The organism is Pseudomonas sp. Root329, assembly GCF_001424925.1.
Lineage (GTDB): Bacteria > Pseudomonadota > Gammaproteobacteria > Pseudomonadales > Pseudomonadaceae > Aquipseudomonas > Aquipseudomonas arabinosi.
The window spans coordinates 15814-29954 of sequence record NZ_LMCV01000007.1 but is presented as its reverse complement, the minus strand read 5'-3'; the positions used below and the strand labels follow the sequence as shown (position 1 = coordinate 29954).

At 61.0% G+C, this 14141-nt stretch carries 11 protein-coding genes; 2 read left to right on the top strand and 9 right to left on the bottom strand.

Features of this window, described 5'->3' with window-relative positions; genetic code table 11:
• Positions 1-54: 54 nt before the first annotated feature.
• Both ASC74_RS09000 and ASC74_RS08995 read left to right on the top strand, forming a co-directional pair.
• Entirely contained in the window at positions 55-630 is a 576-nt protein-coding gene (locus ASC74_RS09000) for an NAD(P)H-dependent oxidoreductase (protein WP_056740966.1), read from the top strand.
• A 198-nt stretch (positions 631-828) separates the two neighbouring features.
• Positions 829-1239: a MerR family transcriptional regulator gene (locus ASC74_RS08995; protein WP_056740964.1), complete on the top strand. Its 411-nt coding sequence runs from the start codon at positions 829-831 to the stop codon at positions 1237-1239.
• 66 nt (positions 1240-1305) lie between these two features.
• Here ASC74_RS08995 and ASC74_RS08990 read toward each other — a convergent pair whose 3' ends face one another.
• The 9 genes from ASC74_RS08990 to ASC74_RS08950 form a co-directional block, all read right to left on the bottom strand.
• Entirely contained in the window at positions 1306-3912 is a 2607-nt protein-coding gene (locus tag ASC74_RS08990; RefSeq protein ID WP_056741086.1) for an efflux RND transporter permease subunit, read from the bottom strand.
• Positions 3913-3945: 33 nt separating this feature from the next.
• On the bottom strand, positions 3946-4782 hold the full coding sequence (locus ASC74_RS08985; RefSeq protein WP_056740962.1) for an outer membrane lipoprotein-sorting protein: 837 nt from the start codon (positions 4780-4782) through the stop codon (positions 3946-3948).
• Positions 4783-4851: 69 nt separating this feature from the next.
• Positions 4852-6150 carry a hypothetical protein gene (locus ASC74_RS08980; protein ID WP_056740960.1) on the bottom strand — a complete coding sequence of 433 codons (1299 nt, stop codon included), beginning with the start codon at positions 6148-6150 and terminating at the stop codon, positions 4852-4854.
• Between the two features lie 2 nt (positions 6151-6152).
• A complete protein-coding gene (locus ASC74_RS08975) occupies positions 6153-6917 on the bottom strand; it encodes an SDR family NAD(P)-dependent oxidoreductase (protein WP_056740959.1) in 765 nt (254 codons plus the stop codon).
• Positions 6914-7651, bottom strand: a complete 738-nt coding sequence (locus tag ASC74_RS08970) for a 3-oxoacyl-ACP reductase family protein (protein ID WP_056740957.1) — start codon at positions 7649-7651, stop codon at positions 6914-6916. The genes ASC74_RS08975 and ASC74_RS08970 overlap by 4 nt, the downstream gene beginning before the upstream one ends.
• Positions 7652-7660: 9 nt before the next feature.
• Positions 7661-10531: an aminotransferase class III-fold pyridoxal phosphate-dependent enzyme gene (locus ASC74_RS08965; protein WP_056740955.1), complete on the bottom strand. Its 2871-nt coding sequence runs from the start codon at positions 10529-10531 to the stop codon at positions 7661-7663.
• Between the two features lie 54 nt (positions 10532-10585).
• Complete coding sequence (locus tag ASC74_RS08960) at positions 10586-11794, bottom strand: beta-ketoacyl synthase N-terminal-like domain-containing protein (protein WP_056740953.1); 1209 nt, start codon at positions 11792-11794, stop codon at positions 10586-10588.
• On the bottom strand, positions 11791-13086 hold the full coding sequence (locus ASC74_RS08955) for a beta-ketoacyl-[acyl-carrier-protein] synthase family protein (protein ID WP_056740952.1): 1296 nt from the start codon (positions 13084-13086) through the stop codon (positions 11791-11793). The genes ASC74_RS08960 and ASC74_RS08955 overlap by 4 nt, the downstream gene beginning before the upstream one ends.
• A complete protein-coding gene (locus ASC74_RS08950; RefSeq protein ID WP_056740949.1) occupies positions 13083-14141 on the bottom strand; it encodes a hypothetical protein in 1059 nt (352 codons plus the stop codon). Before ASC74_RS08950 ends, ASC74_RS08955 begins: the two co-directional genes overlap by 4 nt.

Genomic DNA, 14141 nt, shown 5'->3' with positions numbered 1-14141 from the left:
TCTACCGTTAGGGGCAGACTCTAAGCTGCGAGCTTCATTTCAGGAGTACACGCGATGAGCAAACGAATGCTCGTGATTCTGGGGCACCCCTCCACCGACAGCTTCTGTGGGGCATTGAGCGAAACGTACGTCCAGGCCGCCAAGGATGCCGGGCATGACGTGCGGCTGCTGCGGCTGGATGCGCTGGACTTCGATCCGGTCTTGCACGAGGGTTATCACACGATCCAGCCACTGGAGCCGGACTTGCTGCAAGCCCAGGCCGATATCACCTGGGCCGAACACCTGACGTTCGTTTATCCGATCTGGTGGGGCGGGATACCGGCCCTGATGAAGGGCTTTCTCGACCGCATTTTCCTGCCTGGCTTTGCCTTCAAATACCGTGAGGGCAAGGCCTTCCCCGACAAACTGCTCAAAGGCCGGACCGCGCATCTGCTGGTGACCATGGACACGCCGCCCTGGTACTACAAATGGGTCTATCGCATGCCCGGCCTGCACCAGATGCGCAAGACGACCTTGGAGTTCTGCGGCATCAAGCCGTTGAAGACGTTGACCTTCGGACCGATCCTGGGCTCCAAGTCGACCCAGCGCGATGCCTGGCTGGAACAGGCCCGGGTCACCGCCGGCATCTGACCCCTCCCTCGCTGTTCGCTGACGGCGCGCCCTCGCCGTCAGCCCCTCCCCAAGTCCCCTTCAAGCGGTCGGTCGTCGCGTGCGCGTGTCATTTACACGCAGCTGCAACCTTTGAATGTTATTCACTATATTATTCGCTCCGATCAGGCATGAGGCCTGGTCGTGCTACGCCCTGTTTGTTCATCTAGACGGATCTTTATGTATATCGGCAAAGCCGCCCAGCTGTCGGGCACCACAGTCAAAAGCATTCGCCACTACGAAGAAATCGGCCTGTTGCCCGAGCCCAAGCGCGAAGGTAAATACCGCATCTACAGCCAACAAAGTGTCGAGGTGTTGACGTTCATCAAATGCGCCCAGCAACTGGGCTTCAAGCTCAAGGAGCTGCAGGTGATGTTGAATAACTACCACGGCGACGAATTCCCGTGGGACATGGCGCAAAAAGCGATTGCCGAAAAAAAGGCCGAACTGGTCTCCCAGATCGGCGCTCTACAACAATTGCACAACGGCCTCGAAGCGTTCGAAAACAACCTCAACGATGCCCGAGAGGAATGTCAGTTCGAGCGTATCGCCCGCTATGGCGAAAAAAACCCGAACAATACGCTGAACTGAATACCCTGCTGCGCTGGATGACCCGGCTCGCAGGCCACCTGGGCGCCTACGGTCCCGGTCGTCAAGTCAGCTCAAGGCAGGATCCCCCACGGCTCGGTCCTGTTCAGGCACCGGAACAATTTCCGCAAAGAACCACGGCGACACCAGCGTCACCAGCAGAATGGTCATGACACCGCTGGAGAACAGCGCCATCGCCACCAGCGCGCCCAGATCGACGATCGGCTTGAAGTCGGAAAACAGCAGTGCCATAAAGCCCACGGAGAAAATCACCACGTTGACCACGGTCGAACGGCCGACGCTGTGCATCGCCTGCAAAATAGCCGCATCGACATGAATCCCTTGCTGCACCAGCAGTTTGATCCGTGACAGCAGGTGCACTGCGTAATCGACCACGCCGACGACCAGGAACGTCACTAGCGTCGTGCCGATGTTCAGCTCGATGCCGAACAGGAACATGAAACCATAGACCGTCACCGACGTGGTCAACAGGGTCAGCATGCCGAGAATTCCCAGTCGTACCGACTTGAGCCAATACATCATCATCAACGTGACCACCAGCAACGCCAGGGAAAAACTCAAGACCTGACCCTGAGTGATCTCCTGTAGCACGCCAGTCCAAATCAGCGGTGTACCGGCGTGCGTCACGTCGAGGTTGGCTGGTTTGTTCACCAGCAACCAGGCATCGAGCCGATCCAGCATGTCCTGATAGTCGCTGGCCACCGACGACGTCATGGTGTACAGCGTCAGCGCCTTGGAATAGTCGGCATTGAGCACGTTGTTGAGGTCCGAGCCGCCGCCGTTTTCGAACAGCATCACGTGTTGCTCGATCAGCGAATTGCCCGGCACCTCGAACCGCTCGACCTGGCCCTCGTCATTGACCGACGTGACCTGCTCCAGCGCCTGAGGCACGCGCAGGTAGTCGGGGTTCATGTCGTTGAGCACCAGGTTCATGCGCTTGACGTACGTGGCCAGGGAATAGCCGTAGCTGACATGCGGTTGCTGCTTGATGAAGTGGTCGAGCTTGTCGATGAACTGCACCACTTCTGTGGTCAGCACGCCGCGAGGCTCTTTGCTGTCGATGGCGATCCAGCCTGGCGCTGTGCCCGCGACCTTGGCGTGGTTGATGAACTGGTCCGAAACGCGAACATGGCTCTCGGGCTTGAAGTAGGCGATGCCCGAGTCTTCGATATCGACGCGAAAGGTAAACACCGTCATCAAGACCAGCAGCGGCAGTGTCACGATCAGGATCGGTTTGCGCCACTGAATCAGTCGCGCACAAAACGCCACCAGGTAACGCGAAATGATCGACTCCTTGTGCACGGCAGCCAGCGTTTTCGGCGTCTGGTCCTTGCCCCAGATCGAGATCCAGGCCGGAATCAGCAGCAGCGAAATGATCAACGCCGCCGTCAGGCCAATGGACATGAACACGCCGAAATTGCGGATACTGACAATATTGTTGGTGGTGGAAATCATGAAGGTGGCAATGGTTGTCACCGTCGTCAACACCACCGGCACCACCATCAGCCGCTGCGTCTCGCGATTGGCTTCGCGATTACTTTTACCGGCGTTTTTCTGCTCGTAATACTCGGCCATCACATGGATCGCATCCGAGCAGCAAATGGTGAACAGAAACACCGGCAGGACGCTGGTCAGCAAGTCGAACGGCACCCGCAACAGGGCCATCAGGCCCAGCGTCCAGATGGTGCAAAACAGAATATTGAACAGCGGCAACAGCACGCCCAGCGGTTTGCGGAAGAAGAAAATCAACAGCAGGGTGATCAGCAAAAAGACAATCGGAAACAGCACCGCCAGGTCATGGTCGATGATCTCCTGCTGGGCCGCGATGAAGATCGGCATGCCGGCAATGAAAATCTCGTCCTTGAACTCGGGGTGCGCGGCCTGATAGTCCGCAACGATGCCGCGCACAATCTGGTAAGCGCGCAATTGCGCCTGGGCATCGTCTTGCTTGGTGCCCAGTTCGGCCACCAGCATCGCGACTTTCTTGTCCTTGGAAACCACCCCGTCGACCATCAGCTCGTTGCCCATGATCTGCGACTCGACCAGCGCCGGGTCCATGTCGTAGGCGTTGAGGGTCTTGTGGATCAGCAACTCGCCATCGTCGGTCAGCACGATGTTTTCCAGGTCGCCCATGGACGCCATTTCGCGGATCGGGTTGATCCGCTCGGCGAGAAAGGTCAGGAACAGTTGATCATGGGTCTCCCAGTTCTGGCTCTGGGCGTAATCACGCAGGGTCTTGGCCTGGGCGTAATCGTTCTGGGAAAAACCGTTCTCCAGAATGTCCCGCGCCAATAACTGCGCATGGCTGTCGTCCGGATGCCTGGCGACGATTTGCGTCAACTGCTCCTTGTCGGCGTCGTTGGCAAGGATCATTTTGCGCACCGATTGCGACATCGAAAACAGTGCGTTGAGGGTCGGCTTGTTGAACACCGTCTGCGGGTTGTTCAGCGCCACCATTACCGAGTCGAACGTGCCGGTGAACTCACTTTGCAGATCGATGATGGTCTTGCGCGCCGGATGGCTTTCCTTGAGCAGATAAGGGTTGGTGTCGGAGATCAGCGCGCCCAGCGTATAGGTGAAATACGCCGTGACCGCCACCAGCAGGAAAACGATCGCCCGCGCATAGCGCTCGACGAAGTTCAGGTATCTTTCCATGATCATGCGTTCCAGGGTCGTCAGGGTCGGCGCTTAGCGGGCAGACAGGGCAAAGTCCGGCACGTCGCCGGTTTTCAGCCCGCGCTTGATGGCGGTCTGGGTGAACAAACGGTCTTCCAGTTGCACGTTGTATTGCAGGTGGTTGAAGCGCATTTCTGAACGCGTGCCGTCGATGAAGTGCTCGGTTTCGCTCAGCACGATGCTGTCGATAGAGCTAATGGTGTCGACTTTCTGCGTCCGCATCTGCTTGACCAGTACGCCTTTGACGTCGAAGAAGTCCTGGCGCATGACCAGGAAATTCTGTTTGTCGATCCACACCTTCAGTTTGTTGTAGCCGGTCTTCGCCAGCACCTCGGGCGACGCCGGCTCACGCTCGATCACGTAGCAGTCGCGACCCTTGACCTGCTCTTCGCCGACCAGCTTCTGGGTGTAATCCTTGACCCGGATCTTGTCGAGGTCAGCGTAGGAGTACTCGCTGCCCATGAACGAGCCGCGCTTGTCGGTGGTGGAGATCCGCCGTGTCTGGCGGCTGACCGGCAAGTACATCCACTGGCTGTCTTCCAGGCCCAGGGTTTCGTGGGGGTTTTCGATATGAAAGGCCACGTCGCGCACGTCCGTGGGGGCGGAGAAATACATGCTGAATTTGTCGCTGTCCGGGTAATCCTTTTGCAGGTAGGTGAACTCGCGAACCCGGGTATTGCCCTTTTTGTCGTGGAGGATCAGCGACACCTGGGACATGAAACTTGTACCGTCGTTTCGATCCCGCACCTGGCGGATGATTTCATCGGCATTCTTGCCATCGGCGGCGGTAGCGCACGCGCCGCTCAGGATCAATGCGGCAGCGGTCAGACTTTTGAACAGAGGTAACATGGGAACTTCCCTTTTCGTCAGATAAGTACGGTCGAGCCAATGCGCCAGGGGCACGCAGGCGTCATGGGGTTAAAACAGGTAACCGGCGGACAGTCGCACTTGATCGCGGTTGTCGTACTCGCCGAAGGGTTTGTCGGGCTTGCCGAAGAACACATCCACTTCCAGCCCGAGCTTGATCCAGTCCACCGGTTTGTAGGTAAAGATGCCTTGCAACAGCGCATCGTCCTTAAACGGTGGCGAGGCGGCGACCACCAGCCGGCTCTTGAGTCGGTCCTGCCAATGGGTGCCTTCGGCCGACAGGGTGAACAGATGCTCGCGCTTGTCCTGCAGCATGCCGTTCTGCCAGTCGAGCAGTTGCTGTTGCTGCCATTGCAGCGAAATCAGCCAGTCGCGCAGCAGGTAATCGACGCCCAGCAACGACTTGACCATCGGGGTGCTGTCGGCGCCGTAGGCGCGGGTCGGATTGGTCACCCGCCAGTTGTCGAACCAGGCAATTTCGCTGCGCACCACGATGCTGTGACCGGCATCGAGCGCTAGCCCCGCGCCGCCCATCGTGTAACGGGGGAACTGGCGCTCCAACCGAGTGCGACCGTCATCGGCCAGGCCTTCGACGGCGTACACCGGGTCTTGCTGGCGGGCGTTCAGTGCGACGAAACTAGTGTCTACCGCGCCGATCCGCCCGTTGGCGCTCAGGCCATACGAGAACCCCTCGTCACCGTCGTAGCCGGGCTTTGAATCCAGCAGAAAGTACTGCGGATCCGGCACGGCAAACAGCGGCGCGTCGAACTCGCTGCCCGCCACCGGCGGCTGGTTTTTGACAAAATCGGTGACCCACAGCGCCTCCAGTTCCCACTCGCCAACCAGTTGCGCAAATCGCACCATGGGCACCGCGATCCGGCTGTCTTCCAGTAGCGGAGTCAGGCCATCGCGATAGTCCACCGGGTTGACCTGATCGAGCACCCGCAACTCATCGGCACGACCCCAGACCACTTGCTGCCAGCCGATGGTCACCTCGCCGTCGCCCACCGACTGGCCCCAGTACAAATGCCGCCAGTCGGCGTCGAAGCGGTATTTGTCCCGCGCCCGTTCGCTGTACGGATTGTTGCCGTCGTAACGGGCGTCGTAACGCACCCGGCCCTTGGCTTTGTAATAACCGCCGTCCCAGTTGTCTTCCAGATTGGCCTTGAAATACATGGCCTTCTGGGTGACCTGGTTGTCACCGTGCAAGCGCAACGCGGTGGCCACGCCGACTTCGGCGTCGGCGTAATCCGGCTTGAGGTCATCGACCGTCAATTCGGCCAGCGCCGACGGCGCGACCATGCAGGCAAATATCGCCCACGCGGTGCGGCTGATGTGTGATCCCTGCATGGTCACATTCCCAACCCGACACCGCCGTCGATCACCAGACTCTGGGCCGTCACCCCGCCCGCTTCGGGGCTGGCCAGGTAACGCACCATCGCCGCGACCTCGTCGCTTTGAATAAAGCGACGCATCGGCAGTTTCTTCTTGGCGTTGCGCAGGATCTGTTCCTGGGTCAGCCCGGCAATGGCCGCTTGCGCCGCCAGTTCACCTTGCAGCATCGGCGTATCGATCCACGCGGGCAGAATCGCATTCACCGTGATCTGCCGAGGCGCGAGGTCCATCGCCAGGGCTTTGGTCATGCCGACGATGCCGTGCTTGGAAGCGCAGTACGCGGTGTTGCGGACCTTGCCGGCGCGGCCGAGGATCGACGACATGTTGATGATCCGCCCGCGATCCGGCATCAATGGCAGGCACAACGAAGTGACGTAGAACGTACCGTTGAGGTTGACCGAAATCACCTTGTGCCAGTTGTGCAAATCTTCCGGTTCGTTCTCGTTGCAGATGCCGGCGCTGTTGACCAGCACATCGACGTACTCCACCTGTTTGCCCAGCATCTTGAAGAACGCTTCCATGCCCGGCAGGTCGGCAATGTTCGCGGCATGGGTTTCGACCTGTGCCTTGATCTGCCCGTGTTGCTCGTCGACCCAGCGTTGCAATTCCGGCAAATCCAGGTCCAGCAGGATCAAGCGGTGACTGGCGTCGGCGGCAAAATTCTCCGCCACCGCGCGGCCGATGCCCTTGGCGGCACCGGTAATCAGAATGGTCCGGCTCATGGCATTTTCAACCCGCCGTTGACCGGCAAGACCTCACCCGTCAGGTACAAACCGCGATCGGCGATGTACAGCACCGCCTCGGCAATTTCATGGGGTTCGGCGTAACGCTTGATCAGTAATCGTGACTGGATTTCCTGTTCCTGACTGCCGATCAGCGCCGTACTCATTTCCGTGTTAACGATGCCGGGAGCCACCGCATTCACCCGGATGTTGCGCGGCGCCAGCTCCACCGCCAGCGCGCGGGTCAGCGCTTCGACGCCGCCCTTGGCCGCGGCATAGTTGCTTTGACCCTTGCCGGGCTTCTGCGCGGCCACCGAACTGATGTTGACGATGCAACCACTGCGCTGGCGCATCATGCCCGGCACCACCTGCTGACAACAGAGCAAAGTGCCGATCAGGTTGGTCTGGATCACGTCGATGATGTCGCGGCCCGGCATCGTCGCCAGCAACCCGTCACGGGTGATGCCGGCGTTGTTGACCAGTAGATCGACGCGCTGGAAGTGCTGGTCGATCCGCTCGAAAAAACCCTTGATGCTGTCGCCGCTGCTGATATCGCATTGCAGCGCCAGGCACTCAAGGCCCAACGCCTGGACCTCGTCACGCAATGACGCGGCGGCCACTTCGTCGCGCACATAACTGAATGCAATCTGATAGCCCGCGCCGGCCAGGGCCAGGACAATCGCCCGGCCGATGCCACGACTGCCACCGGTCACCACTGCTACTTTATTCGGCATGACCGTTCCTTAGAGTGAGTTGTCAGTCTTGAACTGCGCGAGGCTGAAGCCGTGGGTCGCGGCCAGGGCACGAATCTGCTGCACTTGTTCGCGGCTGATATCGCCGTAGGAGTAGTGCTGTTTCATCCCGGACAAGCCCATCAACACCGACTCCGCCATGCAAGCGTACAGCTGACCTTCCTTGAGGTAGGCGCGCACGTTGCGGATCAGGCCATCGCCCAGCGGGGTCTGGACAATCCCGCCGTGCATGTACAACACGTCGGCCCGTTGGCTGAAGAGGTTCTGATCGACGTTCAGCGGCACCGCGATGTCGCAGATCACGCTGTTTTCGGCGAAGTGTCCGGCGCCGAGAAACGGTTGTGGAGCGTTCGCTGCACAGAGGACGATGCGTGCCTGTTTCACCACATCAAGGTCATTGCTGACGGTGATGAACGCATTCGCGCCCAGGCGCTCTTCGACCAGACGCTGCACCCGCAGACCGAGGTCGGCGCCGGCACCGTGGGCCTGCAACAAAGCGTCGATGCCGTCGAGCTTCTGCAAACGGCTGGCGAGGCGGTCGTGTTCGGCGACGCCCTTGAGAATCGCGCGGGCGGCCTCGGCGTAAATCAGTTGGGCGGTCTTCTCCAGACGCCGCAAGGAACCGTCGCGACCGCTACCGATGAGGATCAAGTGTTCGACGCTGGTGGACAGCAACGAGGCGTACGTCGAGGCAATGTTGCCGGCAGCACCGACCACCGCCGCCGTCTGCTGGCTCAGTTCCAGGCCTTGCTGCTTGCAGCCTTGCTCGATTGCTTCGAGGCCCATGCCAATGGTCAGCGCGTTGCCGGAGGTCAGCGCCATGTCGGGGATTTTCAGCGCCTGACAATTGTTGGTAACGATCGAGGTGTACATGCCCAGGCCGGCCACGCTGTAGCCATCGGCACGGGCATCACGGATGCGATTACCGACTTCGTCGCGGATGGCGTCCAGGTCGCCACTGGCGATGTACGCGGCCATGGCATCGGAGTCCATGCACAACGGGTACAAGGTGAATTCCACGGCGGTGCCGAGTTTCGAGCGAATCAATACCGGGCCGATCGGTGCGGCACGCCGCTCCGGGGCCATGCGCTTGATGAACTCGCGTTTCTGTTCGGCACTGAGGGTGGACAGCGACGGGTCGACGTCACTGAGCATGTCCGAATCGATCAGGTGATTGACGAACGCCACACGTGCCACCACGCGAACGTTCTCGTCAGGCTTTGGGAGGTTTTCAAGCGCCTTGAAGCTCACCTCGCGTGCCGGCACCTCGCGGATGCTGTCGGCACACACCCCGGCCGCGAGCGGGAAGGCATCGCGGCGACGCAGCATGTCGCAGACCTTTTGCAACGAGCCAATCAAACCGTCGATTTCCTCGAAGGTGACGCACACCGGCGGCTCCAGGCGGATCACGTTGGCGTTGCTCCCCGACGGCGCGACCCGCAGCGACTCGAATTGCAGCAGGTAGCCGGCGATGATGTAACCCAGCGCATCGTTGTACTGCGCCGATGCCTGGACCAGTGAACTGGTGCCGGTCAGGTCGTGCAGTTCGAACCCCAGCAACAACCCGCGGCCACGCACATCGGCAATCACGTCCGGGTACGCGGCTTTGAGTTCGAGCAACGACGACTTGAGGTATTCGCCTTTCCTGCTCACGTCCTTGAGCATCGCGCTGTCGTTCTCGAACAAGCGGCGCAACGCCGACAGGGCGATATGGCACGAGGCATCGTCTTCGGCGAAGGTCGAGCTGTGGATGTAGCTGAAATCAGTTTCGTAGTGGCTGGCGCGGATGACGGTCGCGGCAATTTTCATCAGGCCACCGCCCAACGCTTTGGACAGGCAGTAGTAATCGCCCTGCAAGTTGAAATGGCTGGCGCCAAGCAACGTGCCGGTGCGGCCGAAACCCGATTGCACTTCGTCGATGATCAGTGGGCATTGCTGCTCGTTGCACAAGCGACGCAGGCCCAGGTAGAACTCGCTGGCGAACTCGTTGATGCCACCCTCGCCCTGGATCGGCTCCAGCAACACCGCGGTGATCGCGCTGAAAGCTTCACGGCGCACCCGCAATGTCTCACCGCTCCATTCCAGGCCCAGCCAATGCCGCGTATGTCGGGCCGGCAAGTCCTGGAGTTGCTGGGGTTGCTGCGGATCGATGAACTCGACGTTGAGACCAAAACGAGCGAACGGCTGACGGTACTGTTTGCCGTAAGTCAGCTGGACGGTGTTCACCAACTTGCCGTGGAAGCTGCCGCGCAGGGCGACGAATACCGGCTCGACATGCAACTGCGCAAGGTTGTGTTGACGCACCGCTTCCACCACCTGGCGCACGGTCACGTAAGACAGATTGTCCGGCAGCAACCCGGCTGGCAGGTCGAGGTCGTCGACGTCCAGCTCGACATAGGCCTTGTCGCTGGCGGTCAGGTTGGCGAGGGCGAAATCCCGCTCGTCAAACTGCTTCTGCAAGGTTTTCTGGCGGCGGTATTCGGCATGCTTGACGGCGATTTCCACCGACTCGGCGCCACTGTTGGAGAAGGTCGAAATGTAACGCTCGCTGTTGTTCAGCTCGCGGTTGAACGCCTCGCTGAGTTCGCGCCCCAGCAGACCGGCCGCGCCACGCACGGACATCTGCGCATTGAACGGCACATCGGTGCGCAACAGGCTGCAGAGTTGATCGACGAACTGCGGGTCATTGTGACCAAACAACGCAGCGCCATAACCGCCGAGAAAGTCGGTGACGGTCACATCGCAGCCCTGTTTGTCGCGGTAAAACAACTTGCTGCCCAACGCCCGGTGAAACTGGCACTCCAGGCCGAGGGCCTGCATCAGTTCAACGAATTTCGGTCGTACGTAGTCGCGGTAATCCATGACAGTCATATCCCTTGATTAGAAAAATAGAAACGATTCAACGCGTCCAAACGGTTAGCCGACCGCCTGATAATCGAGGTGGTAACAGGCGCTGAAACCATTGTCATCGCGGTTGATGATCAGGCAGTCGTGCAGCACCGCATCCCGTCCATCACCGACCACAAACGGCAGGTGCGGGTCTACCGACTGCTGTAATCCGATGATCGGCGGCACACGCTGGGCATGCAGTGCATGGCGGGCCAGGATCAGGTCGACCAGGCTCGGTGCGCCGCTGAGAATGCCGGTCACCGGCACGGCACTGGTGATGTGCGCGGCACCGGTGCGGGCCAGCGTGCGGGCCAGGTCGGCGTCCTTGTGCGGATCACCGCTGGCGCTGCTGACCAACAGATCGACCTGTTTGTCCGGCAGGTTCAACGAGCCCAGGTGCGGATGGGCGAAGAGCGCCGACAGGCAGGTCTGCGGCCCGTCCGGCAGGTCGTCGGCCCGGCGCAAAATCAACGCCGCCGCCCCTTCACCGGCAATCCCGCCCGTGCCTTGGCGATCGAATGCACGCAAGGTTTGCGAACCGTCGGTGCTGATCACGCCGGCCTCGGCCAATGCGGCCAATGCCAATGGATCGAGTTCACTGCCGGCGCCGACCACAATCGCCGCGTCGATCCGACCGCTTTGCAACGCCGCGCACGCCTCGCGCAATGCCGCCAGGTTGCCGGCCACGCCTTGCATGTAGGCGTTGCACTCGCACTCCAGTTTCAGCGCCAGGCTGACAATCCCGAGCAAGCCGTTGCTCAGGCTTTTGAGCACCAGGAACGGGTCGAGCGCGCGCGCCTGTAATACCCGTTGAGCGAGGCGCCGCATGTCGGCGCCAGACTCATCGCGGCACTCGTGGAGCAACTCGCCATAGGCCGCCAACGACGGATGGGTGTAACCGCCCTGGCAGCAATAGAGGCCATAACGCAGGCCGTCAATGCCCGGTTCCAACCCGGCTTCGGCCAACGCCTGACGCACCGCGCTGACACCCCAGATCACTGCCGGCGGGCAGTAGCGCTGGAGGTTCTGGGCTACGTCCTGGCGACTGGTTTGATGATCTTCATCACTGACATGCCCGAAGGCCGTCACGCGCTCACTGTGAAACAATTTCGACTGCAGCAAGGCGATGCCGCTGCGGGCTTCACTGGCCGCCGACCAGAAGCGTTGCACGCCCCAGCCGCTGGGTAATACACAACCGCTGCCGGCGATCGCAACACGCACAGTAGCGCCAGTCATTGTCCGCGCTCCCGATATTTGCCAAGGGCCAGCGAGGTGTTGAGGCCACCAAAACCGAAGGAGTTGCTCAAGGCAAAATCCACTCGGCGGCTGACCGCTTGCCCGACGCAATAGTCCAGGTCGCACTGTTCATCGACGTCATGCAGGTTCACCGTAGGTGTGACCAGATCGTTCAGGCACGCCAGCGCCGTGACCATGCATTCGGGCGCCCCGGCGGCAGCAATCAAGTGCCCGAACTGTGATTTGTTGGCGCTGACGGCCAGGGACCGGTAGTGCTTGTGCTCGGCGAACACACTTTTGATCGCCAGGGTTTCGGCGACGTCATTGAGCGGCGTCGAAGTGCCGTGGGCATTGATCAGATCGATCTGTTGCGCACGCAGGCCAGCGTCGTCCAGCGCGGCTTGCATCGCCAGCGCCGCCCCCCGGCCTTCGGGTTGCGGGGCGGTGACTTTGTAGGCGTCCAGGCTGCTGCCAAAGCCGAGCACTTCAGCATAGGGCGTCGCCCCTCGCGCCAACGCATGTTCAAGGCTTTCCAGCACCACGAAACCGCCGCCCTCGCCGGCAATCAGGCCACTGCGATCACGGTCGAACGGCCGGCACACATCGGCGCCCCAGCGCTGTTCGCTCGAGGCCGCGCCGAGCAGGTACAGCGCGGCCATGGTGTCGAGGTTCAGCACCGAATCGGCGCCACCGGCAATCGCCACGCTGACTTCTCCGCGACGAATCATCTGGAAGGCATTGCCGATGGCCTGGGAGGCTCCGGCGCACGCGCTACTGATATTGATCACAGGCCCTTCGCAGCCCAATCCGTCGGCAATCACCCGCGTCAGTCGATCATTGCTTTGACGCAGCGAGCCCTCTGCACTTACCTGATCGGCACGGGGCATCAGGTGCTGCCAGCCCGGCGCAGCACCGTTTTGAGTCTGGGTCAACAGCATGTCGGCCAGCATGTGCTGGGGCGCACCAGAGGCGCAAAGCACAGCGGCCTCACGCAGTTGCGAGGGCGTCAGTCCGCTATCGGTCACCGCTTGGGTGGCGGCCACCCAGCCAAAGCGGCTGCGTTTTTCCAGCGCAACGGTCCAGGCCGGATGGTCCTTCAAGGCCTCGGGCAACAGGGTCATATCCACGGCTGCGGCGTAGCGCACCGGGAACGTGCCGTCTTCCACCCCCTCGGGCTGCCATGGACGTACACAATGTTCGGCACCGAGCATTTTTTCCCAGAGGGTCTGCCATTCGAAACCGAACCCGGTCACGGCGCCCATGCCGGTAATCACAATCCGTGTTGCACTCATGTGTGCTTCTCCATGGTTTCACTGAGCAGCAGCAAGGCGCCCCAATGTCCGGCGCGGCTGTGGCTGACAAACAGCGTGTAGCCGGGTGTCACCGAAGCGTCGTGGTTACGGTGCAAAGTCAGCGCGATTTCGGTCAGCAAGGCACTGGCACCCAGATCGCCGGTCATGGCACGGACACTACGAACAACCCGAGGGTGTTCGGTGAACAGGCTCATCAGCAGCGGATCCTCGGGATTTGCGACGATGTTCTCGACGTCACCGAGGCGCAGTTTTTCCCCGCTCAGCGCTTGCTCGATCACCCTTGCGCCCACTGCCGCGCCGCGTTGCGGATCAGCGCTGTAACCGCGAGCAAACCCGACGATGCGCAACGAGTTCGGGAGGGTGCGCGCAGGTGCTGAAGCCAGCAGCAGCGCTGCGGCCCCCTCACCGAAAATCGTCTCGGCTAACGGAGTGGGTTCCCGCAGATACAGGGCCGGCGTCAGGTTCGGACTGCTGCTGACCACCAGCGCGGCGTCGGCGCGTTGCTCGACAATCTGCTGACAGGCTTCAATCAGGGCATCGAGCCCGGCGTTGTCTTGGGAACAGAACCCGCCCATCGGCCCATGGCATTGCAACGCTTCGGCCACGTAAGCCATTACGCTGCTGTTGAGCAGCGTCAGGGCATGCAGCGGCGGTGTGTTGGCCAACAGTTGCGCCAGAAGCTTTTGCGGTTGCTCGCCGATCGCTTGCACCGCGTCCCAGCAAGGGCTTGGCGCATCGACCTCCGGAATGGCCGCGGTCAGGGCAATCCGTACCGACGGCAGTTGCAGGGCCGCCATTGCGGGCGCCAGGCGCGCCACGCAATGCAACAGGCGCAAGCCTTGTGGTTCGACGCTGCGCTGGATCTTGCGATCGAACAGATCGCTGGCCAGGCGCGGTGTTGGCAGCGGATAAGCCCGTCGCGTTGCGTCGAATGCCAGCGGTTGCGGCGAGGGCGGCGTTCCGAGCAGGTCGGCACAATCGCTGCCGGCGGCGTTCAAAACGGCCGCCGAATGGATGTAAACGGCAATGCTCAT